The sequence below is a fragment of the Marinactinospora thermotolerans DSM 45154 genome (genome assembly GCF_900167435.1).
Lineage (GTDB): Bacteria > Actinomycetota > Actinomycetes > Streptosporangiales > Streptosporangiaceae > Marinactinospora > Marinactinospora thermotolerans.
The window spans coordinates 136,569-158,529 of the sequence record NZ_FUWS01000008.1 but is presented as its reverse complement, the minus strand read 5'-3'; the positions used below and the strand labels follow the sequence as shown (position 1 = coordinate 158,529).

General features: G+C 69.5%; 17 protein-coding genes, 1 tRNA gene and 1 pseudogene. 12 read left to right on the top strand and 7 right to left on the bottom strand.

Annotated elements, in window-relative coordinates:
• Positions 1–18: 18 nt before the first annotated feature.
• Positions 19–561, bottom strand: a complete 543-nt coding sequence (locus B5D66_RS15660; RefSeq protein ID WP_078762480.1) for a DapH/DapD/GlmU-related protein — start codon at positions 559–561, stop codon at positions 19–21.
• A 604-nt stretch (positions 562–1,165) separates the two neighbouring features.
• On the opposite strand from B5D66_RS15660, the gene B5D66_RS15655 reads away from it, so the two are divergent.
• Positions 1,166–1,420: a hypothetical protein gene (locus tag B5D66_RS15655; protein ID WP_078762479.1), complete on the top strand. Its 255-nt coding sequence runs from the start codon at positions 1,166–1,168 to the stop codon at positions 1,418–1,420.
• A 164-nt stretch (positions 1,421–1,584) separates the two neighbouring features.
• On the opposite strand, the gene B5D66_RS25150 is transcribed toward B5D66_RS15655, so the two are convergent.
• A complete protein-coding gene (locus B5D66_RS25150) occupies positions 1,585–1,989 on the bottom strand; it encodes a hypothetical protein (protein WP_144390156.1) in 405 nt (134 codons plus the stop codon).
• 163 nt (positions 1,990–2,152) lie between these two features.
• On the opposite strand from B5D66_RS25150, the gene B5D66_RS15645 reads away from it, so the two are divergent.
• Positions 2,153–3,052 carry a deoxyribonuclease IV gene (locus B5D66_RS15645; protein WP_078762593.1) on the top strand — a complete coding sequence of 300 codons (900 nt, stop codon included), beginning with the start codon at positions 2,153–2,155 and terminating at the stop codon, positions 3,050–3,052.
• Positions 3,053–3,089: 37 nt separating this feature from the next.
• On the opposite strand, the pseudogene B5D66_RS26160 reads toward B5D66_RS15645, so the two are convergent.
• From B5D66_RS26160 to B5D66_RS15630, 4 genes and pseudogenes are all read right to left on the bottom strand, one after another.
• A pseudogene (locus B5D66_RS26160) lies at positions 3,090–3,443 on the bottom strand (IS481 family transposase); the annotation flags it as partial.
• 61 nt (positions 3,444–3,504) lie between these two features.
• On the bottom strand, positions 3,505–5,322 hold the full coding sequence (locus B5D66_RS15640) for a phosphoenolpyruvate carboxykinase (GTP) (protein WP_394330060.1): 1,818 nt from the start codon (positions 5,320–5,322) through the stop codon (positions 3,505–3,507).
• Between the two features lie 824 nt (positions 5,323–6,146).
• Complete coding sequence (locus B5D66_RS15635; RefSeq protein WP_078762477.1) at positions 6,147–7,349, bottom strand: cytochrome P450; 1,203 nt, start codon at positions 7,347–7,349, stop codon at positions 6,147–6,149.
• 413 nt (positions 7,350–7,762) lie between these two features.
• Positions 7,763–7,845 (bottom strand) — tRNA-Tyr (locus B5D66_RS15630).
• 123 nt (positions 7,846–7,968) lie between these two features.
• Between B5D66_RS15630 and B5D66_RS15625 the strand changes: the two genes are divergently transcribed.
• A complete protein-coding gene (locus tag B5D66_RS15625; RefSeq protein ID WP_078762476.1) occupies positions 7,969–8,730 on the top strand; it encodes a class I SAM-dependent methyltransferase in 762 nt (253 codons plus the stop codon).
• 66 nt (positions 8,731–8,796) lie between these two features.
• On the opposite strand, the gene B5D66_RS15620 is transcribed toward B5D66_RS15625, so the two are convergent.
• Positions 8,797–9,288 carry a helix-turn-helix domain-containing protein gene (locus tag B5D66_RS15620; RefSeq protein ID WP_078762475.1) on the bottom strand — a complete coding sequence of 164 codons (492 nt, stop codon included), beginning with the start codon at positions 9,286–9,288 and terminating at the stop codon, positions 8,797–8,799.
• Between the two features lie 120 nt (positions 9,289–9,408).
• On the opposite strand from B5D66_RS15620, the gene B5D66_RS15615 reads away from it, so the two are divergent.
• The 9 genes from B5D66_RS15615 (at position 9,409) to cmr1 (ending at position 21,476) form a co-directional block, all read left to right on the top strand.
• Complete coding sequence (locus B5D66_RS15615; RefSeq protein ID WP_078762591.1) at positions 9,409–9,972, top strand: class I SAM-dependent methyltransferase; 564 nt, start codon at positions 9,409–9,411, stop codon at positions 9,970–9,972.
• Between the two features lie 1,969 nt (positions 9,973–11,941).
• Complete coding sequence (gene cas10 / locus B5D66_RS25505) at positions 11,942–13,729, top strand: type III-B CRISPR-associated protein Cas10/Cmr2 (RefSeq protein WP_078762473.1); 1,788 nt, start codon at positions 11,942–11,944, stop codon at positions 13,727–13,729.
• A complete protein-coding gene (locus B5D66_RS15600; protein WP_078762472.1) occupies positions 13,723–14,913 on the top strand; it encodes a type III-B CRISPR module-associated Cmr3 family protein in 1,191 nt (396 codons plus the stop codon). Before cas10 ends, B5D66_RS15600 begins: the two co-directional genes overlap by 7 nt.
• A complete protein-coding gene (cmr4, locus tag B5D66_RS15595) occupies positions 14,910–15,884 on the top strand; it encodes a type III-B CRISPR module RAMP protein Cmr4 (protein WP_144390153.1) in 975 nt (324 codons plus the stop codon). Before B5D66_RS15600 ends, cmr4 begins: the two co-directional genes overlap by 4 nt.
• Positions 15,884–16,333, top strand: a complete 450-nt coding sequence (gene cmr5, locus B5D66_RS15590; protein ID WP_078762470.1) for a type III-B CRISPR module-associated protein Cmr5 — start codon at positions 15,884–15,886, stop codon at positions 16,331–16,333. Before cmr4 ends, cmr5 begins: the two co-directional genes overlap by 1 nt.
• 338 nt (positions 16,334–16,671) lie before the next feature.
• Positions 16,672–17,538 carry a type III-B CRISPR module RAMP protein Cmr6 gene (gene cmr6, locus B5D66_RS15585; protein ID WP_159457273.1) on the top strand — a complete coding sequence of 289 codons (867 nt, stop codon included), beginning with the start codon at positions 16,672–16,674 and terminating at the stop codon, positions 17,536–17,538.
• Positions 17,535–18,545 carry a hypothetical protein gene (locus B5D66_RS15580; protein WP_078762468.1) on the top strand — a complete coding sequence of 337 codons (1,011 nt, stop codon included), beginning with the start codon at positions 17,535–17,537 and terminating at the stop codon, positions 18,543–18,545. The genes cmr6 and B5D66_RS15580 overlap by 4 nt, the downstream gene beginning before the upstream one ends.
• Positions 18,542–20,191, top strand: coding sequence for a hypothetical protein (locus B5D66_RS15575; protein WP_144390152.1), 1,650 nt, complete (start codon positions 18,542–18,544; stop codon positions 20,189–20,191). The genes B5D66_RS15580 and B5D66_RS15575 overlap by 4 nt, the downstream gene beginning before the upstream one ends.
• Positions 20,192–20,195: 4 nt before the next feature.
• The gene (gene cmr1, locus B5D66_RS15570; protein WP_078762466.1) at positions 20,196–21,476 is read left to right on the top strand and encodes a type III-B CRISPR module RAMP protein Cmr1; all 1,281 of its coding nucleotides are present in this window, start codon (positions 20,196–20,198) and stop codon (positions 21,474–21,476) included.
• Positions 21,477–21,961 lie beyond the last annotated feature (485 nt).

Genomic DNA, 21,961 nt, shown 5'->3' with positions numbered 1-21,961 from the left:
GTCGTCCCGAAGAGTTCGTCACCACGTTCGCCGCACGGTCGCCTTACCGCCGGTCACCAGGCTTGCCGGCGGAACGTCATCGGCCACGATCGCGCCGGCGGCGACCACGGCGTCGCGGCCGATGCTGACGCCGGGCAGGATCGTGGCACCGGCACCGATCCACACGTTCTCCGCCACGTCGATGGGCGCGCCGGTGAGGTACAGCCGCCGCTCCCCGGGATCGACCGGGTGGCCGCTGGTGATGAACGTGACCTTCGGTCCGATCATCACGCGCTCGCCGAGCCGGATGCCGGCATAGTCCAGGAACGTGCAGTTCTGGTTGATGAAGACGTTCTCGGCGAGCTCGAGGTTCAGGCCATGGTCCGTGTAGAAGGGCGGATAGATCGTGACTCTCGACGGCAGTGGCCTGCCGAGGATCTGCTGGAACAGTTCCGCCTTGCCCGCTTCGTCCGCGAAAGGCAGAACGTTCAGGCGGGAGGTGAGTTCGGTGACCTGGACGACCCTCTCGGCCATGGCCCGGAACTCGGTGCTGTGGATGCGCATGAGGCGCTCGCCGGACATGACGCGGTCCTTTCTGTACGGCGATGGCGGGACAGGACCCGCCGGAGACCAAGGTCGAGGAGAGCCGGCGGAGACGGGGACGAGGGTAGCCACGACCGTTGCGCGACGGACAACCCGGGCACCCTCGCGACAACCCTCCCTGTGAGGGGCGACGATCCGCTGAAAGCGTCCCCGCGTCCGGCGCCATGGCGTCCGCCCCTCGGAATCGCCCCGCAGCCCGCCGACGCCGGACTCGTCACCTGGCGGCGACGCGGGCCGTGCTCGGCTTCGCCTCCGGAGCCAGGCGGCTCCGCCAGGTCCGCAGTCACCCGCGGCGCCTCCGTCCCGTCCCCGCCCCGGCACTCCGGCTGCGCAGGCGCCGGCCGTCGTCACCTCGATAGGCGGCGATGACGAGTGGATCCTGGACTCCACCCCGGTGGAACGCGGCGGCTCCCGCCGGACCGTCGAACGCTCCGGCCTGACGGGATGGGCCGAGTACGGGTCCTGCACCGGTCACAGCCGCTTCCTCTGGGGCGTGCGGCCGCCCCGGGGCGCCCCTCCAGGGCACACCCGCCGCGTTCGCCCTGACCGGCGCCATGGCCGACGAACGGAAACCCCGCTAGTCGTGCTCGCCGTCGAACCGGGCCTGACTTCCGCCCGCCCTGGACAGACGCCGGCCGGCGACAAGGACCACTTCGGTCACCCCTTCGAGGGGCGGCTCACCGAACGGGACATCCGGCTGCCGAAGCCGACCCGCGACAGCGAGCCGGAATGGCCCGGCGCCCCGCTGTCCGGACCATCGCGACAGGTCGTCGAGCCGGTCGACGAGACCTTCACGGGCCACCTCGGCCTCGGACGGCGCCCACACCAGGCGGCGTGATCGCCCGCCCCATGCGGCACGTCCCCGCACCGACCGCCGCGATCCGGCACGACGGCCAGGCGGCCCTCCCTACGCTCACCGACCGCCCACGGCCGCTGACGTGAGTGTCCTTCCAGGGCGGCCGTCGTCGCGGCCGGCCACCGCCCTGGGCCTTCCCGGAGCGCTCAGCCGCGTCCCCGCCGCAGGAAAGCGGCGAGCTGCACCCCCACGGCGGCGAACAGGGCCGCGCCGAGGGCCCACACCACCATCCCCATCGGGGGCGCGGGGTCGTACAGGCTGGTGAACGGCGCCACCACGCCGGCCAGCGCCACCGTCCCGGCGGCCACCCCGGCCCCCGGGACGCCCAGCAGCCGCAGCGCGCCCCACGTCGCCACGGCGGTCCCCACGATCTGGATGAGCAGGGCGGCCATCCCCAGGCCGATGTTGGCGTCGGGGGTGGGGAAGAGGGCGGAGACCGCGAGGACCACTCCATAGGCGAGGAGACCGGCCAGCACCCCCGCACCGCCGCCCGCCGCCGCGGCGAGCGTCGTGGTACGCGGGCCCGGGGTGGAACGTCGTGTCATCGTCATGGCCCACTCCTTGTGGCGGGAGGGCGCTTGCGCCCGTGTCGGGGGGCGGGGATCGCCCTACCGACGATGCTATCCCCGCCACGGCCGGACCGCTCCGGCCGGAACGGGGCCCACCGCGCCGGTGCGCGCCCCCGCCTGCGACGTCCTAGGCTTGTTCGCCGAGATGAGAAACCCGTCCCCCTCCCCCATCGGAGCCCACGTCCCGGTCTCCGGCGGTCTGGCCACCCGTGGCCTCGCCTACGCCGCCGAGATCGGCGCCGAAGCCGTCCAGGTCTTCGTCACCAACCCGCGCGGCTGGGCGACCTCGCCGGGCGTCGCCTCCGAGGACGCCCTGCTGCGCCGGCGCCACGACCTTCCCGTCTTCGTCCACGCCCCCTACCTGGTGAACCTCGGCTCCCCCGACCCCGCCGTGGCGGCGAAGTCCGTGGCGACCCTGGACCACGCGCTGCGCCGTGGCGGCGACATCGGGGCGCGCGGCGTGGTCGTGCACACCGGATCGGCGGTCCGGGACGGCCGCGAGGAGGGACTGGCGCGGATGCGCGCGCGCCTGCTGCCGATCCTGGAGGGCCTCGCCCCTGAGGCGCCCCGGGTCCTGCTGGAACCCATGGCCGGGCAGGGACGGGTACTGTGCGCGACCGTCGACGACCTCGGCCCCTACCTCGACGCGCTGGACCGCCACCCCAAGGCGGGGGTGTGCCTGGACACCGCGCACGTCTTCGCGGCCGGGCACGACATCTCCACCCGCGCGGGCATGGCCGCGATGCTGGACCGCTTCGCCCGGGTCGCCGGCGCGGACCGGCTCGACCTGATCCACGCCAACGACTCCAAGGCGCCGTGCGGCAGCAACCGGGACCGGCATGAGAACATCGGCGCCGGCCACATCGGGGCCGAACCGTTCGGCGAACTGTTCGTCCACCCGGTGAGCGCGGGGGTTCCCGTCGTCGTGGAGACCCCCGGGCCGGCCGGACCCCACGCCGCCGACGTCGCGACCCTGCGCGCGCTGCGCGACGGCGCCCCGCCGCCGGCGCGTCCCACCACCCCGGCCGAGCGGCCGGTGACCTAGATGTACTGACAGAGGTCGGCAACGCGGGGGCGGGAGGGCCGCCGAGTGCGGTGTGGAACCGGTGGTGGTCGCGGTGATGCAACCGCCCGGGAACGCCTCCCGCCGTTCGGCCTCTGAGGTGGAGGGGCGGACGTCGGCCCGCTCCTCGGCCAGGACCCGGTTGAAGCGCTCCACCTCGCCGTTGGTCTGGGGCGGGTGCGCTTGTGCCGAATACCGAGCCCGGCTAAAGCATCGCGCCAGGCACGGGACGTGTGACAGGACCCGTTGCCGGTCAGCACCCGCTCCACCGCGATCCCGCGAAGTAGGCGTGAGCACGCTCCCAGAAGGAGACGGCGCTCCCCTTCGTCTCGTTCGTCTCGTCGGTCAGGATCTCTGAGCAGGCCCGCCGGGAACGGCGCCCAGAACGCGCGAGGCGCGGGGGCTGGACCGGCCCCCGCGCCCCACCGCGGCCGCTACTCCTCCAGCCGGGCGCGCAGCGCCTCGTACTCCTCCCACAGCCCTTCGGGGAGGTGGTCGCCGAAGGTCTTGAAGAACTCGGGGATCAGGGCCGCCTCCTGGCGCCAGATGTCGCGGTCGACCGTCAGCAGCAGGTCCAGGTCGGCCTCGTCGAGGTCCAGGCCGTCGGTGTCGAGCGAGCCGGGGGCCGGAAGGTTGCCGATGGGGCTCTCGACGGCCTCGGCGCGGCCGTCGATGCGCTCGACGATCCACTTCAGGACACGGCTGTTCTCACCGAAGCCCGGCCACACGAAGCGGCCCTGGTCGTCCTTGCGGAACCAGTTGACGTAGTACAGCCGCGGCAGCTTGGCGGGGTCGGTCGCCGCCCCGATCTTCAGCCAGTGCCCGAAGTAGTCGCCCATGTTGTAGCCGCAGAACGGCAGCATCGCGAAGGGGTCGCGGCGCAGCTCGCCGACCGTTCCCTCGGCCGCCGCGGTCTTCTCCGAGGCGACGTTGGCGCCGAGGAACACCCCGTGACGCCAGTCGAAGGACTCGGTGACCAGCGGGACGGCGGTGGCGCGGCGGCCACCGAACAGGATCGCCGAGATCGGCACCCCGGCCGGGTCCTCCCACTCGGGCGCCATCGTGGGCGCCTGGCCGGCCAGCGTGGTGAAGCGGGCGTTGGGGTGGGCGGCGGGTTCGGCGGAGCCGGGCGTCCAGTCGCGTCCCCTCCAGTCGGTCAGGTGCGCGGGCGGCTCCTCGGTCATGCCCTCCCACCACACGTCGCCGTCGTCGGTGAGCGCGACGTTGGTGAAGATGCTGTGGCCCCACAGCGTCTTCATCGCGTTGGCGTTGGTGGACTCGCCGGTGCCCGGGGCGACGCCGAAGAAACCGGCCTCGGGGTTGATGGCGTAGAGGCGGCCGTCCTCGCCGAAGCGCATCCAGGCGATGTCGTCGCCGATCGTCTCGACCTTCCAGCCGGGGACGGTGGGCTGGAGCATCGCCAGGTTGGTCTTGCCACAGGCGCTGGGGAAGGCCGCGGCGACGTAGCGGGGCTCGCCCTGCGGAGGGGTGACCTTGATGACGAGCATGTGCTCGGCCAGCCAGCCCTCGTCGCGGGCCATCACCGAGGCGATGCGCAGCGCGTAGCACTTCTTGCCCAGCAGGGCGTTGCCGCCGTAGCCGGAACCGTAGGACCAGATCTCGCGGGTCTCGGGGAAGTGGGTGATGTACTTGGTGGAGTTGCACGGCCACGGCACGTCGGCCTGGCCGGGCTCCAGCGGGGCGCCGACGGAGTGGACGGCCTTGACGAAGGAGCCGCGCTCCTCGATCAGGCGCAGCGCGGGCTCGCCCATGCGGGTCATGATCCGCATGGACACCGCGACGTAGGCGGAGTCGGTGATCTCGACACCGAGCTGGGAGATCTCGCCGCCCAGCGGCCCCATGCAGAACGGGACGACGTACATGGTGCGGCCGCGCATGCAGCCGGCGAAGATCTCGCCGAGCGTCGAGCGCATCTCGGCGGGGGCGACCCAATTGTTGGTCGGGCCGGCGTCCTCCTCCTTCTCCGAGCAGATGAACGTCCGGTCCTCCACCCGCGCGACGTCGCTGGGGTCGGAACGGCAGTAGAAGCTGTCCGGCCGCAGCTCGGGGTTGAGGCGGATGAGGGTGCCCGCGTCGACCAACTCGTCGGTCAGCCGCTTCCACTCGGCCTCCGAACCGTCACACCAGACGATCCGATCCGGCTGGGTCAGGTCGGCTACCTCGCGTACCCAGTCAATCAACTCACGGTGGTCGGTCGGAGCGGGGTCGGCATCGAGGGCCAGGTCGGACACGGTAACTCCTTAGGTCTGGGTCAGGACCGCATCATGAACGACGGAGCCTTGGTAAGGCCAGTTGGCGTAGACCAGTGGTTTTCACATGGATTCACACACCAGCCCCTCTCTCGTCGACCCGAAAAGCATGATTGGGTGTGGCCGTAAATCGCTCTTCGGGGAGGTGCGGTACCGCTCCCATACCCCCTCCCCGACCTCCTTGTTTCCGCAGGTCGAGAACGGGTTTCCGCTATGGCTGGGCAACGCGGCGAGGTGACGCCGCCGCCCCGGCCATGGCCCCCGGCGCCCCTCGACAGCCGGTTCCGAAAAGCAGCCATCCTCTGCCCCAAACGTGACCGAAAACACCCCTCGACCTTTGGAAACGATCACCTGAGGCGACTAGACCTTTACGTTCGCGACCGGCCTTCGCCGGCGGCCCGTGATCGGGCCTCACCGCCGCGCAGGGGCGGCTCCTGGGGGACGGGCCGCCTTCCCGGCGCCCGGCGGCGCTCCTCCTGTTCGCCTCACCCCTGAACGGCCGACCCGGAGCGAGACTCCAGAGCCTCGACCGCGGCCTCGGCGGGCGCCTTCCGCGGCCACACCCACGGGCGGGCGCCATGTGGGAAACCGGGTCGCCGGGAACGGGGCCGCCGCCGCGGTGGCACTGGGAGGGAGCGCCCCAGGGACCGCCACCCGGAAGGTCCGGACGCGCCGACACACGGGGCGCGGCCCCCGAGGGATCGGCCCCGGCGCCGGACACGCGCCCTTTCGACGGCACCACGGAACGAGGGGCGGGCGGGCGCGGACGCCCCTCCACCACGGACCCGCCCGCGGGAACGCGGAACCTACCAGGTGACCGGCATCGCCCTGAGGCCGCGGACCAGCATCCCGCTCTTCCAGGACAGCTCCGGCTCCGGCACCGCGAAACGCAGATCCGGGAAACGGGCGAGCAGCGTCCGCAGCCCCACCTGCAACTCCGCCCGGGCCAGTTGCGCGCCCAGGCAGTGGTGCGGACCGTGCCCGAACCCGATATGGGGGTTGGAGGCGCGCTCCAGCACGAGCTCCTCGGGATCGTCGAAGATCTCGGGGTCGCGGTTGGCCGCCGCCAGCGAGACGACCACCGGCTGGCCCGCGCGCACCACGCCCCCGCTCAGTTCGACGTCCTCCAGGGCGTAGCGGGGGAACGCCGAGGACGCTCCCAGCGGGATGTGGCGCATCAGCTCCTCGACGGCCGAGGGCACCAGCCCGGGGTCGTCCGCCAGCCGCTCCCACGCCCCCGGACGGGTCAGGAGCGTGTAGACGAAGTTGGGGATCTGTGAGGCGGTGGTCTCGTGGCCGGCGACGAGCAGGCCGATGGCCAGCTTGACCATCTCCTCCTCGCCGAGCCGATCCTGGGCGTCCCCCGCCTCGACGAGCCCGGTGATCAGGTCGTCGGCGGGGTGGGCGCGCCGCAGCTCGACCAGCCCGTGCATGTAGGTGTATATCTCGGCGAAGGAGCGGTCGATCTCCTCGGCGCTCAGCGCGGTGGTGGAGAGGAAGGCCTCGCTCCAGCGCCGGAAGCGCTCACGGTCGGCGTAGGGGACGCCGAGCAGCTCGCAGATGACGGTGACCGGCAACGGCAGCGCGAACGCCTCGACCAGGTCGACGGGCGGTCCCTGCTCCAGCATCTCCTCGGCGAGCCCCTCGGCGATCTCGGCCATGCGGGGGCGCAGCCGCTCGACGCGGCGCACGGTGAACGCCCGGGACACGAGCCGGCGCAGCCGGGTGTGGTCGGGCGGGTCCATGCCGAGGATGCCGCTGTCGTCGGAGCCGACCGGGCGGGTGCGCGGCTCGTCGCTGCGCGCGGCCAGGGCCCGGCTGAACCGGGGGTCGGCCAGCACGGTCCTGACGTCCTCGTAGCGGGTGACCAGCCACCCCTCGTCGCCGTAGGGCATGCGGATGCGGAGCAGCGGCTGCCGGGACCGGGCCTCGGCGTAACGCGGATCGAGGCGGAGGCGGTCGGCCTCGCCGAAGGGGTAGGGACACGCCTTGGGGCCGGTGTCGCTCATGGCGGCTCCTGAGCTCGAGGGTTCCGATTACGTGAGCGTTCGCTCACCCTCCGTATGCTAGGTGAGGGTTCTCCTCATTCCGAGCGTTTTCCACATCCCTGCTTTCTGCCGGCGAATACCGGCCGTTCCGAAGATGGGAAATATTTCCCCACCTCCTTTACGGTGTAGATCACATAGCACCACAGAACGGCAGGAATCCGCTTTTCACCCCCGCTTCCCGTCACCGCGACATCCACGGAGCACCGCACGCCGGGCGGTGGGCGACGGAGAGCGACGCTCCGCCGCGCCCGACCACGGTGGCGAGGGCCGCGCGTCAGCACTCCCCGCCGGCCTTCCCGACACCGGCGCGCCGGCCCGCCCGGAGAGGCCCCGGAGAGAAAAAGGAAACGGCCCCGGTGCCGGCCGGGGCCGGGTGGGAGCGGAGGGATTCGAACCCCCTGAACACGAGGCCCCCGGTTTACAGCCGGGTCCGGCTCTCCGGCTCCGGCGCGCTCCCCGCACCACGACGGCAACGGGACGGCCATCCCGGCGCCACGGGTCTCCCGGCGCCCTGGCCGGATGTCCACAGCCCACCGAATTCGCTGGCCGCCGCGCCGTCCCCCATGCCACCATCGCCACCATGACCCGCACTTTCGAGGAGCTCCTGACCGAGGCCTGTGCCGCCCCCGTGGACGGCTGGGACTTCTCCTGGCTCGAGGGCCGGGCCACCGAGGAACGCCCCTCGTGGGGCTACGCCCGCGCCATGGGCGAACGCATGGCCGGGGCCGAGGCCGCACTGGACATCCAGACCGGCGGCGGCGAGGTCCTGGCCGGCGTTCCCCGGCTTCCGAGGCTGACGGTCGCCACCGAGTCCTGGCCCCCCAATCTGGCCAGGGCCTCCGCACTGCTGTGCCCACTGGGCGTGGCGGTCGTCGCCGACTCCGACGAGCCTCCGCTGCCCTTCGCCGACGAGGTGTTCGACCTCGTCGTCAGCCGGCACCCGGTGACCGTGTGGTGGGAGGAGATCGCCCGCGTCCTGCGACCTGGCGGCACCTACTTCTCCCAGCAGATCGGCCCGGGCAACGTATTCGAACTGATCGAGCACTTCCTCGGGCCGCAGAGCGAGGAGGTGTGGCGTCGGCGCCACCCCGACGACGCCCTGCGGGACGCCCGGGCCGCGGGGCTGCGCGTCGTCGATCTGCGGCGGCAGAGGCTGCGCGTGGAGTTCTTCGACATCGGGGCGGTCGTCTACTTCCTGCGCAAGGTGATCTGGACGGTCCCCGACTTCACCGTCGACCGGTACCTGGACCGGCTCCGCGAACTCCACGAGCGGATCCGCGACGAGGGCTCCTTCGTCGCGCACTCGTCGCGCGTCCTCATCGAAGCGCGCAAACCCTCCTGACTCCCCCTCCCCCGTCCACGGCCGGGGCCGCTCCCCGGACCCGGCCGTGGACGGGGGCACCGGCCCTCAGAGCGGAGCGGACGGGCCCGCCGCGCCGCAGGTACCGACCACCGCGTCCGCCCCTGCCGAGATGGAGGACGAGCACGAGGCCGGCGCACCCGACGCGACGAGCCCGTCGAGCAGTTCCCGCAGCCGTGGGCAGGTCAGGAAGTCCGGCGCGGGACACGACATCGTGTGCTCGACGATGTGGCGCGCCACGCGCAGCCGGGCGATCCTGGCGTCGATCCCCTCCAGGTGCCCGGCGAGCAACGCGCGGCGGTCCGGACCGCCCGAGGCGTCGAAGAGCGCGCGTATCTGCTCCAGGCGAAGCCCCGCCTCCTTCCCCCGCTGGATCAGGACGACGCGGGCCACGTGGTCGGGGCCGTAACAACGGCGGCCGTTGGACCGCCGATCCGGCCGCAGCAGCCCGACCGACTCCCAGTGACGCAGCACGTGCGGGGCCAGACCGAACCGTTCGGCGAGTTCGCCGATGCTCATCTCCGCCGGGGTTGACTTCATGGCGACATTAACTTCCAGACTGGTTCCCGAGTCAACCCGACAGGGAACGAGGCCCCCGTGGAACAGATCAGGTCCGAACGAGACGACCAGACCGAGCGCGTTCGGCGGCGATGGGACCGCATGGCGGCCGGTTACGACCGGGGCGCGGGGCTGGAACGCCGGCTCCTCGGCGACAGCAGGGGGCTGCTGTGCGGCCTGGCGCGGGGGCGCACCCTTGAGATCGCCGTGGGGACGGGCCGCAACCTGGACCGCTACCCCGACGGCGTGCAGGTGACGGGGCTGGACCTGAGCCCCGGGATGCTGGCCCGGGCGGCCCGGGCCGCGGCCGGGGCGGGACGCCGTGTCGACCTGCGCGAGGGCGACGCCCGGCGGCTCCCGTTCCCCGACGCCTCCTTCGACAGCGTCGTGTGCACGCTGGCGTTGTGCGAGATCCCCGATCAGGCGACCGCCGTCGACGAGATGTACCGGGTGCTGCGTCCTGGTGGCGCGCTCCTGCTGCTGGACCACGTCGAATACGCGCGGATGCCGTTGCGCCTGTTCGAACGGCGCCGCGCGGCGCGGCGGGGCCGGCCGCCACGACGGCGCCCGGTGGAGGTGGCCGTGGAGCGGGGGTTCGCCGTGGAACGCCACGACCGCCTCGTCCTGGGCTTCTTCGACCGGGTGGTGGCCCGGCGCCCCGCCTGACCGGCCACCGCGCCGCGCCACCGTCCCCCTCCCTAAGGCCGGCCGGTGGGATGCGGCGCGGCACTGTCGGCCCCGCCCGCCGGCTACCGGGCCGCCGGGCGCCCCGGCGCGCGGGCCGTGCCGGTGCGCGGCCGTCTCCGTCTCGCCCTGCGGCACGTACGGCCGCGCGACGATCCCGGGGTCCGGCGTGTCCCCAGATCACCGGTTCCAGAACATCGCGCTCGCGCGGGGCCTGACGAGCCGACGGATCGGGTCAAGAGCCGCCCGCCGGCAACCGGCGCACCGCCTCGGGGCCGAAGGCCGTCCCGCCCGCGAACGCCCGGACTCGGCCCGCCCTCGGCGGTGGCCCCCTCGCACCCCGCCGAAGCCCGGAGAACCCGGTCCAGACGTCCGCGTGGGAGAACGCGGACGCCGAGCGACGCGACAGAGGCATCCGGACGGCCCCGGGAGCGGGCGGGCGAGCTTGTCCTCGGTCACGGTGGGCCGCCGAGCCTCGCCCTGCCGCCGGCGGCCACCGGCACACGGGAACGCCTCGTGACCTGTGAACACAGGCCAGGAGACGTCCGCACCGTCCATACGGACCTGGGCGCGCAGAAATCCCGGGTCTCCGCCCATCCGCCCATCCGCCCGCGGAACGACGAGATGAACGCCTTCCGTTCCCCCTCATCCCCCGCGAAGACGCCGCTCCATTCCGCGATCACCGAAGGCTCGGACGCGCACAAGGCGCGGACCCCCTGGAGAGACACCTCCAGACCGGTGACGCCGAACTCCAAAGGCCGGATTCGCATCGCCGTAAAGGGACCCCCTCTCCCCCCAAAGGCCGCCCTCGTTGACCGCCTTCAGATACGCGAGACGGCTTCCACTCTCCACCCGCTCGGGAGCATCTGGCGACCCGAACCCTCAGAAAGCGGAGAAGCGACCTTGCCCACAGCGCAAGGGGCAGGGGACCAGCCTGAAATGGCGGAGATAGGCACGGGAATTCTCGAATCCAGCTCCCGAAGTGTTCGGCACGCTGTCAAGTAGATCCAGACATTCCACCAGGCAGTCGGCGCTTTCCCCTCGTAACAAAGGAGCGGACGCCGCTCCTGCCCTGCTCTCCGAGGCGCCCCATGGACAGTGGATGACAGAGACCGTCCTCATCAGGGTGCCTCCACCCCTCGGTCCGGCCGGGAAGGCGATCGCCAGAACAGCCGCTGTCGACTTGGAGATCCCGTCCCTCCGTCGAGATGCCGGCTCTTTTGGAGCGGGGACAGCGCGACTCGCGAGACTGTAAAACATATACGCGTTTCCGGCGTTCTGGAGAGATCTTCCCGAAAACCAGGCCGGGAGCATCGCCAGCCGCTCAGCCGGATGGGTGAGGAACAGGTCCGCTCCCGTACTCGAAAGATCAGACGAATGGTCGCGAGGCGTCCACGCTGAACCGCGGATGAGTCAGAGGTCGGGGCCGTCTCACTCGTCACGCCGGCGTCCCATCCCGTCCGCAAACTACGTTATTCGCCCGACACCACGCAGGAAAGCACGATCCCTACCATATGAGCGCCAAAACCGCCACACTATGCCGGAAACGGCCGCATCTCCCGGAACACCTGACGCCACTCCGGTCACGTTGCTAACGTGACCGCAACATCCACGCGGCGATTCCCGTGATCGTCGTGTCCCCTTCGGTCCTGCTCAGGAGGCTCTGTGCCCGCCCGGTGGTCGCCCATTCCGGCGCTCTCACCCCGCGCCGCCGGCGCCCTTGTCCATCGGCACGCCTCGCCCTGTCATCCGCCGAAGACAACGACCAGCGACCACACCGCTCGACTCGGGTCTTCCAGCACCCCCCGCTGAACACGTCGGCGTCCATCTCCACGGGCACCCCGGCGTCCCGAGTGACGAGCCGGCCGTAAGCGCCGTCCGGAGAAGGACACACGTCCCAGCGCCACGCCCGCTCGGGAGATCCCCCAGGTAACAGAGGTAACGGAGGCACATGAGCGAACACGATCCGCGTGACCTGGTGATCGTCGCCTTGTCAGGCGTCCAGCGTTTCATCACCGAGTCCAGAACGACCGCGGACGCGGCGAACGCCAGCGCCATCACGGCCCGGCTCGCCACGGAGGCAGCCCTCCTCCTAGAGGAAGAGGGCGCCGAACTCGTCATCCCCTTCAAGGCCGACCCGTCAGCGGCGTCGAGCCGGATCGCGGCGTTGACCACGGCAGGACAGGGGCCCCTCCTCGCCCGAGCCGCAGCCGACAGGGTACGTTCCACGTGGCGACGCTGGATCACCGACCTGTTCGGCGAGCCCAGGGACGTGCCGGGTTTCCCGGAGGTCATGTGGAGTGTGGCCCCGGCCGAGGTGGGGGGCTATGCCGAGCGGTGGCATGCCGCGCAGACCGTCCTCGCCTCGCGCAAGCGGTTGCGGGCCTTCGACTATCCCGAACGCACCGGGACCCGGCCGTGCGCGGTCTCTCCACGCTGGCCCTCGGAGAAGGCCGCTCCTCCCGGGGTGCCCAGGCATGAACTCGCCAGTGAACTGTCCGCCGCCGTGTGGCTCAAGCGCCGCTGGCACACCATGGCCTCCTCCCGTTCCTCCCCCGGCACGGGCCTCTCCCCCGCCTCCCCGCCCTCTCCCGAATCCTCTCCCAGCAAGGGTTTCCCCTCCACCGCCTCGATCGCGTCGACCCCTTTCCGCGCCCAGGTGCTGGAACACTGGTCCACCCCCGAGGTGCGCGACCTGGTCTCCGAGCTGAGAAAAGCGGCCCGGGATGTCATGGGTGAAGAGCGCTTCCGCGCCCTGGAAGGTGCTGTCCCCCGCCTGAGGCGCGCCAAGGCGGATCCCCTCGAAGAGTGGTTCGTGCGGGGATCGGGATGGTGGGTCATCCCCGAAACCTGGAACCTCGACGCCCTCGCCTACGAGTACGCGACCCCGGACAGGCCCATCGACACCAACGCGGTCAAACGCGGCCTGCGGGCCGCAGAGAAACTGACCGAGGTGATCGGCGCCAAACCCAACCCCTACTACGCGGTGCTCGCAGCCGACCTGGACGGTCTGGGAAAACGCCTGTCGGAATTTTCCGAGATGCCTAAGCACCGGGAGATCTCCCAGCGCCTAAGAGACCTCTCCCAGCAGCATCGCCGCCAGATCGAGCAGGAGCACTCCGGAGTGACGGTGTACTCGGGCGGGGACGACCTGCTGGCCTTCCTGCCCGCCGCGACCGCTCTGGAAGCGGCCCAGGCGTGCCGGAAGGCGGTGGGCAAGAACCCGACCACGCTCAGCACCGCGGTGCTGTTCGTCCACCAGGGATCACCGCTGCACGTGGCGATCGCCCGCTCCCGGGAACTGCTGGCCGAGGCGAAGAAGGTACGTGGCAAGAACGCGGTCGCGGTCGGATACATCGCCGGCTCGGGAGCGCATTCCTCCACGGTGCGGCCCTGGGAGTCCGAGTGGGTGGAGGATGCCGTGAAGGAACTACGCGTGTTCAAATCGCGTCCGGGCGCTCCTGCCGAAGCTGACGGGGAGGGTGAGCTCTCGCCCCGGCTGATCAACGACCTGTACTCCGAACGCGCGGCCCTGGCCGAGCTCGCCACTGGCAGCTCACGAGTCCGGGGCGTCTACATGGCGGAGGTGACACGGCTGGTCCTACGGCACGGAGGCACCGAGGAACAGGCTCAAAGCCTGATGCGACTGGGCCAATCCGAGCATACGGAGAAATCGTATGCCCCGGTTCCGCTGGCTGCGGCGCAGGTGGCGCTCTTCCTCAGGAGGCAGACATGGTGACATCCCCCTCGTCCCCGCTGCCGGGAAACAGCGCCGATGACACTCCGATACCGGTGTGGATGGCGCTGCGCCCCCGCGACGCGATCCAGGTTCGGGACGGGCGCACCTTCACCGCGGGCGCTGGAGGAGCGGCCCGCACCCAGCGTCCTTGGCCCAGTACCGTGGCCGGCGCCCTGGGAGCGGCCTTCAAGGCCGCCGCAGGCCCGGGGACCGGCCAAGCACCAATGCCGCAAACGGTGCGCGGCCCCTTCCTCGGCAGGTGGGAAAGCGGAACAGCGAGATGGCACCTTTCCTTTCCCGTACCCGCCGACCTCGTCCCCTCCGACCTCCCCGGCTCTGACTGGCTGCGCCTGCTCCCCCAGGACACACCGGCCCTGACCGACCTGGACTGGGACGGGGTGCGGTGGCTGCACGCCCCCGAGGCCGGAACACGGGATGAGGATCTGTGGTGGGATGGCCCTGAACTGCGCAGGTATCTCCACTGCGAGGACATCGACTCCGAGCTCCAGTCCGGTCTGGACCCCGTGGATCCACCTTTGCAGTCGGAACGCCGTAAGGGCATCGCCTTACAGAACCGGACCGTCCGCCAGGGACACCTGTACGAGTCGGATTATCTGCGGCTGAGGGAAAGCGCCCAGGAGGAATGGGCGTTCCTGGCGCTATGCGAGCTCGACCCTGATCTGTCCCCGCCACCACCGGGACCGGTGCGGCTGGGGGGCGGGGGACGTCTCGCGGACCTTCAGGTGTGCGAAGGACAAAAGGGCCTCGTCCTTCCCGAGCCTCCCGAGCACTTTCCCGACGGCAAGGTGCTGGTGTACCTGGCCACTCCAGCGATCTGGCGGTGCGCTTCCCCAGACGGCTCCTGGCGTAACACCTGGCTGCCACCGTTGCCGAAGGAGGCCCGCCTCGTCGCCGCCGCGGTCAACGGCCCCGAGCACGTGGCCAGCGCGGGCCGCGAGACCAAAGAGGGGGACGAGAAGGAGTACGCCTGGCTGCGGTGGGCGGTTCCCGCCGGCTCCGTCTACCTGCTGCGGTTCACGGGAGCTGATCCGCAGAGCGCGGCGGCGGAGTGGGCGCATCGGGTGCACGGACGCGCCCTGGGCGAGACGAACGATTCTGACCACACCGGCAAACGGCTGGCCACAGCCGGATTCGGACTGATCTTGACGGGAACCTGGACGTGAAAGACCTACTGGCCTTCTTCTACACCGAGTCCCCTCTACACGCCGGTGCCTCCGCCAGTGAGGGGATCATCGACCTCCCCATCCAGCGAGAGGCGCACACCCGCTACCCGGTCGTGTACGGGCAGAGCCTCAAGGGCGCCTTGCGTCAGGCCGCGGAGGAACACCCCGACTGGTCCGACCGGGCGGTGGTCGAGGTGTTCGGCTCCCCCGTCGGGCAGGGCGGCCCCACCACGCCGGGGCTACTCTCGGTGGGCGACGCCCAGTTGGTGGCGCTGCCGATCCCCACTCTGCGGAGGACCTTCGCCTGGGTCACCTCCGTGGTGGCACTGGGCCGCCTGGCGCGTAAATACCGGGCCGCGAACATGGCCGCTCCTCGTCTTCCCAGGGAACCCGCCGAGGCGCTCTCCACCGGCCACGGCTGGACGGCGGAGCAGGCGTTCGGCCCCTTGGTCCTGCACATCGGCGAGGCCGACGAGCAGGATCTCCTCCAGGCGTGGGCGGAGAGGATCCGTTCCGACGCCTTCGCCCACGAGGACGCCTTCGCGCCCTTCGCCGCCAAGTTCTCCCAGGACCTGGTCTTGGTCCACAGCGACGCGATGGCGACCTTGGTGGAAGAGGGCACCGAGGTCAGCGTCCGCGTCCAGCTCAGCTACGGCAAGTCCGAAAACGACGACGGAACCCAGGAGAACCAGAAGAACACCGAGCCCAAGCGGGGCACCAAGACCGTGCAGAACGGCCCCTTCCACAGCGAGTACCTGCCCGCGGAGACCATCCTGGCCTCCAACCTGTCCCTGCGTGGAAGCCGAGCCGGTGCCGAGCCCGACCCGGAGCACGTGCGGCTGCTGACCCTGCTGCTCCACGGATCCGGAACCACCCTGCACCAGTTCGGCGGAGACGAATCCCTCGGCAAGGGACTGGTGTGGACACGCCTGGCAGGGATCGACCAGGGCTTCGAGAACGGGGTGGCCTGATGCGCCGGATCGACCAGGGCATGGCGCGCGACGCCGCCGATCTTCTGCCCAGAGTGACGGGCGACAACGCCAAGGAACTGCGTTCCCGGTTCCGTCACCTGCCCATCCAGCTGCACAGCAGCGGCCTGGCGGCCACCTACGCCTTCCTCGCCGCCCGCTCGAGTTCGGCGTCGACAGATCGGCTGGCCGATGCCTACCGAGACGTCGCCAAACAGATCCGCACCCAGCTGGCCGCCAAGGGGCTTATCAGTGACGAGCTGACCACCGAATCCGAACCCGAGGTCCACCGGGCGATGCTCACCGCACTGGGCGATATGGACTGGACCGCCTACGCGCGCGCCAGCCGGGAAGTGGGCATCCTCTTCTCCTGGCTGCGCAGGCTGGCCGACGCCGTCTACAGTGGCGCCGAAACCCGATCGGGCCGCTCCGGCACTGGAGAGGACCGATGAGCGAGGACAGGAACACGCCTCCCTCCGGACAGGGCCGTCCCAGGTTCTCCCCCTCCGACATGGCGAAGGCGCTCTCCTCCAATCCCTCTGGACCGGTCCCAAGGCCAGGCCGGAACGCTCCGCTTCCTCGTCAGGGCCGGGCTGCCGTCTCGGGGAACCAGGCGGCCAAAGAACGTGAGCGGACAAAAGTCCCGAGTTCCCCCCCTCCTGGATCCGGCCGAAACGGGGATTGTGTCATACCCAGCGCCGGCCCCCTCCGCAATCTTCTCCGCGTCGAATGGCGACCCGGCTCCAAGGAGACACCGGGCCTACCTCCCCAGCTGAGCGGTCGGAACTCGTTGAGAGACGCCAACGCGCTGATCATCCTGCGCCGGACCGCGTTCGTCCCAGAGGGGACCGGCGCGGTGGAGCTGCCCCCCGAAGCGGTCCAGGCACTGATGAGATGGGCACAGGATCACGGCCTCGGCCAAGTGGAGATGAAACGCGCGCACCAGGGATCCGACTTCGTCCCCCAGATGAGAAAGATCGTGCACGACGTGGCACGGCGACGTGAGCGCGCGCTCACCCAGCTTCGTTCCCAGGGCAAGCACGTGGCCCGTGTCCTCTTGACCCCCGAATGGCGAATCGCCGTCGGCCTCGGTGAGAAGAACAACGCCCACGAGATCGGCCTCACCCTCCACGGCACGTACGGCTGGCCGGTCATCCCCGGCTCGGGCCTCAAGGGAGTGACGGCGGCCCATGTGTACAGCAGGGACGAGATCACAACCGAGAACCGGAAACGCATCCGTGAGATCTTCGGTTCCCCTCGTCCGCAGGAGCAAAGCAAGCAGAACAGTGAGAGTGCGGATCAGGAAACCGACAGAGCGGCACGGGGCTCCGTCCGTTTTCTGGACGCCCTCGCGACCGATGGTCAGGTGAAGGTGACGGTCGATGTCCTCACACCGCACGTCAAGCCCTACTACGACAGCACTCTGACACACAGAGAAGGAGAGAAGCCGCATCCACCGGCGGAACACCACCAGCCCGTCCCCGTGCACTTCCTGACGGTCTCGGGCGGTACTTTCACAGCCGATTTGGTCGGAGACAGCGAAGAGGACATCGCATACGCCGCGTCCTGTCTCCAAGAAGCTGTCGAGGAACAGGGGGTCGGGGCCAAGACCTCCGCAGGCTACGGATACATGACCACTCGCAGGGGGGAGATGTGACGGTCCATGTCGTATCGGTCGGGGTCAGCCTAAAGAACTTCTTCGAGCGAGGTTACCTGGAGCGAAGGAAAGAAACTACGCACGAAAGCACGACAACAAGGGAGAACATCCCCGGAGGGAGTGAAGCAAAAAGGCGCTGGAAGGAGGACAAACTCGGATTCGATAAGAGGATCTACAACGTAGATGATAAACTCATCGACGCCTTCGGCTTGGAATCCGGCATCACCAACACCCGCGCACTTGACTTCTTCAGGGAAATAACCGTAGACGTCCAGGCAAAAAATTGGCATGCAAAGGAAGGGATATCCGCCGAGCTCGACACCATACGCATCATCACATCGCAGGGACGCACCGGAACATCACAGGGAATCAAGGAAAACGACCTGGCCTTCCTCCTCTCCAGCGACACCGAAGAGGGTCTTGCCTGCGCGATCTGGACCGCCATCGCCCTGGCCGAGGGGGATGTGGAACGGGTCCTCTACCTACCCGAGATCGACGATCACACCAGGCTCGTCCGGCCCACTCAGGGGCAGGTCATCGTACTGCGCATCAACGGCCTGAACGCCCAAAGGGGGAATGAATTCACCGACGCGATGAAGGAACTCGGCTACCTCGCCCGACTCCTCATCGGTAACACAGGCCAAAGGATCGATCCGATCCTCGAACCCGAAGAAAGGGTTCTCTTCCACCTGTCCGGCGGCTACCGCGCCACCATTCCCTATCTGATCGAGGTGGCCAAGTGGCTGCGCAGCCTGGATTGCAATACCCAGGCCCATATCCTACCCGAGAGAGCCGAAGAAGCGCTGTCCATTCCATTGCTCCGTCTGGACCCAAGACAGGTCGGACTGGAGCTAACGGACTTCAAAAAGGGCCAGGCGCCAGCACTTCCCGAAAAGGCTTCATTGGAGGGTTACGCCTACGAGCAAGTGGGGAAGGGCGCCAAGCTTACGGCATTCGGCCAGGGTATGAAAATCCTGTTCGAGCAACATCTGGTATCCGGGCGATGAGCACGCCGACCCAGGCTGATGACTCCGGAGCCCGGCCCCACGCAATCGCGCCCCTCCTGCAATACAGGGTGGAGGCCGGGATAGGAAGAGCGCTCAACCGGCACCGGCCGGGAGACAGCGAGGAAACCGACATCGCCGTGCTGTCGGCCCCTGAGCTACTTCAGGAGTACGGGATCATCCCCAGCCTGCTCAGACCCCCGGTAGGCACCAAGGTGTCCGCGCGCGACGTCGACGCGGCCATCACCGCGATCGGTGACATGCTGTGCGAACATCCCTCCAGGCTGTTGGCCGCCGTATACCGTCCGCTGTCCATCGTCCCCGCTCTGAGGCAGGCACAGCAGACGCCGGAAGCGCACCTGAGCCTCAATCACCAGTGGTTCGCCTGGTGCTGGACCAGCGAGGCCGCCTGGCGGGCTCTGCACTCCCTTCCAGGCGGAGACCCGTCCCCGTTAACGGCCACCGAGGTCGAGATCCTCACTCCCGTGGCCGCCCGGCACCGTTTCCTCGCCCTGTCCGAACCCTACCGGGACGATCGGGGCGTTCCCGGTCCCGTTCCCTCCGACGCGGCGCACGCTCTCTTCGGCACGCGGTCCCACAACGTGCTCCTCGCGCACAGCCGTCACGCGCGTTGGGAATGGTCGAAGCTGCTCAGCCGGCATGAATCCCTTGCCGCGCTGGACGGTGCCGAGCCCGGTGAAATCGAGGCCGAGACCGACCTCCTGCTGTTCGAGTTCCCGGTGAAGGCCCGGAACGCCCGTCGAGGGCCTATGCCGTCCGTCCGACCGGGACCACCCCTGGCGATCGGTCCTGCCCGTCGAACCAGCCGTGGTTCCCGGTACACCATCGAGGATGTGGACTTCGCCTCGGGGGTCATCGAACGGCATCTGCTTCCGCGCTACCAGATCTTCACCGTGGCACGCGCCGCCCTGGCTCTGGCCGAGCGCCCCCGCCTTGGGCGGTTCACGGCAGTGATGACGCTGTGCCTGGCCGGTCTGGCTCTGGCCGGGGTTCTGATCTCTCCCTGGTCGTCCTCCTTCCCCTTCACCGACCGGTCCGCGCTGGGCTTCTCCGCCGTCCTCGCCGGAGCCGCCTACGTCACCGGCCTCGTCGGGCTCCTCGTGCACGGACGCTCCTGGGGACTGCCCTGGCTCCTACGGATCCCAGCCGCCTCCGCCATCGGCCTGCTGATGCTGACCACCATGCACCCGTCCTGGTGGGGGGCCGCCTTCGAGCCCACCGACATGCAGATTCCCGGAAGGGAGCCGGGTCCCGAACCACCGCTGGCTCCTATGGAGGTCGCCCTCCTCCTGGCCGTCGCGGCGTTCGCCTACCTGCTCGCCAACGCGCGCAACACCGCTGTGGGCGTCGCTCCGGCCCTTCTCCGGGCTTTCACGGTGTGGTGCGCTGCGTCGGCGCACGCGCTCCTCATCGCCCTACTCGGCCTCGCCTGGATCGTGCCCGCCTTCAGCGAGAACGGCCACCTCTTCCGTGGCGCCTGGACCCTCTATCCGGAAGCCGCCTTGGCCGCTCTGCTCCAGGCCGGGGCCTGGTGCCTCGTCGCCGGCGTCTTCTCCCAGATCCTGTGGGACGACCGGCCCCTGACCGCCCCCCTCGCACACGCCCACTGGCGCACACAAGAGAGGTGACCCCATGTGGACCACGCTCACGCTTCAAGTCGCCACCCCGGTCTTCAACTCGGCCGTCACCCCCAAGGACACGCACCTGGACGCGCCTCCGGAGATCCGGGTCTCCTCCCTGCGTGGCGGAATGCGATTCTGGTTGCGTGCCATGGCCGCCCGGTACGTCGGCGACGACCTGTACCGGCTCCGCCAGGTCGAGGACCGGGTTCTCGGCTCGACCTCCGGCGCCTCACCCATCAGGCTACGTATCCCCAGCCAGCCCGAACCCTCCGAGGAACAACTTCAGTCCCTCCTCGAGGGCGGGGACCAGAGCTGGCCGATCGCCTACCTCCTCGGGCCGGGACTGGCCACCAAGGGGAAGCCGTTGACGACCAGGTTCATCCCCCCAGACGAGGAATTCACGCTCAAAGTCCGCCTGGACGGCAAGGATCGTGACGCCCAGATGTGCGCCCTGGCCGCGCTGTGGCTCAACTGCACCTATGGCGGCGTCGGGGCACGTGTCCGGCGGGGATTCGGCAACCTGCGCATCGTGGGAGCCCACCCGGGGCTTCCCTTCGACTCCGGTTCTTCCCTGATGCTCACTCCGGGACTCACGCACTACACACGGGCCGAGCACCTGCTGTTCACCGGTCCGGTCGAGGAGGCGCGGGAGGCGCTGAGGAGGGTGTGCGCCGCCACCGGAGGCGGCAAGCCCGGGGCGAACATAGAGGAATTCGACTGGGGCGAAGAGCCGATCGCTCCCTTCCCAGTCCTGGGCGAGGAGCACACCATAGCGGGGATCGCGGACGGCCGGCACCTCTCCTGGCAAGCGGTTCTCGCCAGGGCCGGCAGGGAACTGCGCTACTTCCGAGCCGGGATCGACTGGCCTGGCGTCCGATACCGCCCGCCGGTCAAAACAGAGGGGTGGATCAGGGTCATCCATGGAAAGACGGGGGAGAAGCGAATGCCCATGGCCGCGATGGGCCTGCCGCTGGTCTACAAGGACGGTTACGAGGTCAGGGCCACCAGGGCCAGGACAGGCGGCGTGGAGCAGATGCGCCGGGCCTCGCCCCTGTGGTTCCGCGCGGTGGGCGGGAAGAACGAGTGGCGTCTGTTCTCCTTCGCCTTCTGGAGCCGGTTCCTTCCGGAGGACGACTCCGTCAGCGTGGATCTGTGGCACCAGAACAAACGTCTTCGGAAGCTGGAGGTCAGCACGGACAACGCGCACGGTCTTGTGGAGGACTGGATCGAAACGCTGGAAAAGGGAGATAGCTTCACCAAAAAGCACAAGCGGTCCGACAATCTGGCATAGGTAGAGATGTGTGCGGCATTCGATGCGCACATCTCCGAAGTCGACCGCACACAAGACGGTGTGGGGCAAGGTCAGGGATCTCGCTGGGGCATTCCAGGCATGGCTCTATTCCTCCTTCCACGCCTGGATAGCCCCGGCCACGTCTCCTCCATCGCCTTCAGCAGGGATGCTCCTCGCACATAGCGGCATGGACCTGACAGGTACAAGGCGATGAGATTCGAGAAGTCCCGCGCTTGCCGAGGCGGCCCCACCCGCCACCTCGGCACGCATGCCTACGGTGACATCCTGAAACGGCGAGGTGGGGCGCAGGCACCGGAGCTTCCTCCGGCCCTACCTCTCCAGGGAAGATCAGCGATCCGCCGACACCACCGGACCAGTTCACCTCGCCATGTTGCGATCCCTCCAAGGATGATCAGCGACCCCGCCGCCGCCGTCAGAGGCCGTGAAGAACGAGGGTTGCGATCCCTCCAAGGATGATCAGCGAC

Excerpts from the sequence above, each read along its gene's own strand:
- B5D66_RS15645 (WP_078762593.1), top strand. The coding sequence starts at position 2,153 with ATGAGAAACCCGTCCCCCTCCCCCATCGGAGCCCACGTCCCGGTCTCC.
- cas10 (WP_078762473.1), top strand. The coding sequence starts at position 11,942 with ATGAGCGAACACGATCCGCGTGACCTGGTGATCGTCGCCTTGTCAGGC.
- B5D66_RS15620 (WP_078762475.1), bottom strand. The coding sequence starts at position 9,288 with ATGAAGTCAACCCCGGCGGAGATGAGCATCGGCGAACTCGCCGAACGG.
- cmr5 (WP_078762470.1), top strand. The coding sequence starts at position 15,884 with ATGCGCCGGATCGACCAGGGCATGGCGCGCGACGCCGCCGATCTTCTG.
- B5D66_RS25150 (WP_144390156.1), bottom strand. The coding sequence starts at position 1,989 with ATGACGATGACACGACGTTCCACCCCGGGCCCGCGTACCACGACGCTC.
- cmr1 (WP_078762466.1), top strand. The coding sequence starts at position 20,196 with ATGTGGACCACGCTCACGCTTCAAGTCGCCACCCCGGTCTTCAACTCG.
- B5D66_RS15625 (WP_078762476.1), top strand. The coding sequence starts at position 7,969 with ATGACCCGCACTTTCGAGGAGCTCCTGACCGAGGCCTGTGCCGCCCCC.
- B5D66_RS15575 (WP_144390152.1), top strand. The coding sequence starts at position 18,542 with ATGAGCACGCCGACCCAGGCTGATGACTCCGGAGCCCGGCCCCACGCA.
- B5D66_RS15660 (WP_078762480.1), bottom strand. The coding sequence starts at position 561 with ATGTCCGGCGAGCGCCTCATGCGCATCCACAGCACCGAGTTCCGGGCC.
- B5D66_RS15615 (WP_078762591.1), top strand. The coding sequence starts at position 9,409 with ATGGCGGCCGGTTACGACCGGGGCGCGGGGCTGGAACGCCGGCTCCTC.
- B5D66_RS15635 (WP_078762477.1), bottom strand. The coding sequence starts at position 7,349 with ATGAGCGACACCGGCCCCAAGGCGTGTCCCTACCCCTTCGGCGAGGCC.
- B5D66_RS15600 (WP_078762472.1), top strand. The coding sequence starts at position 13,723 with ATGGTGACATCCCCCTCGTCCCCGCTGCCGGGAAACAGCGCCGATGAC.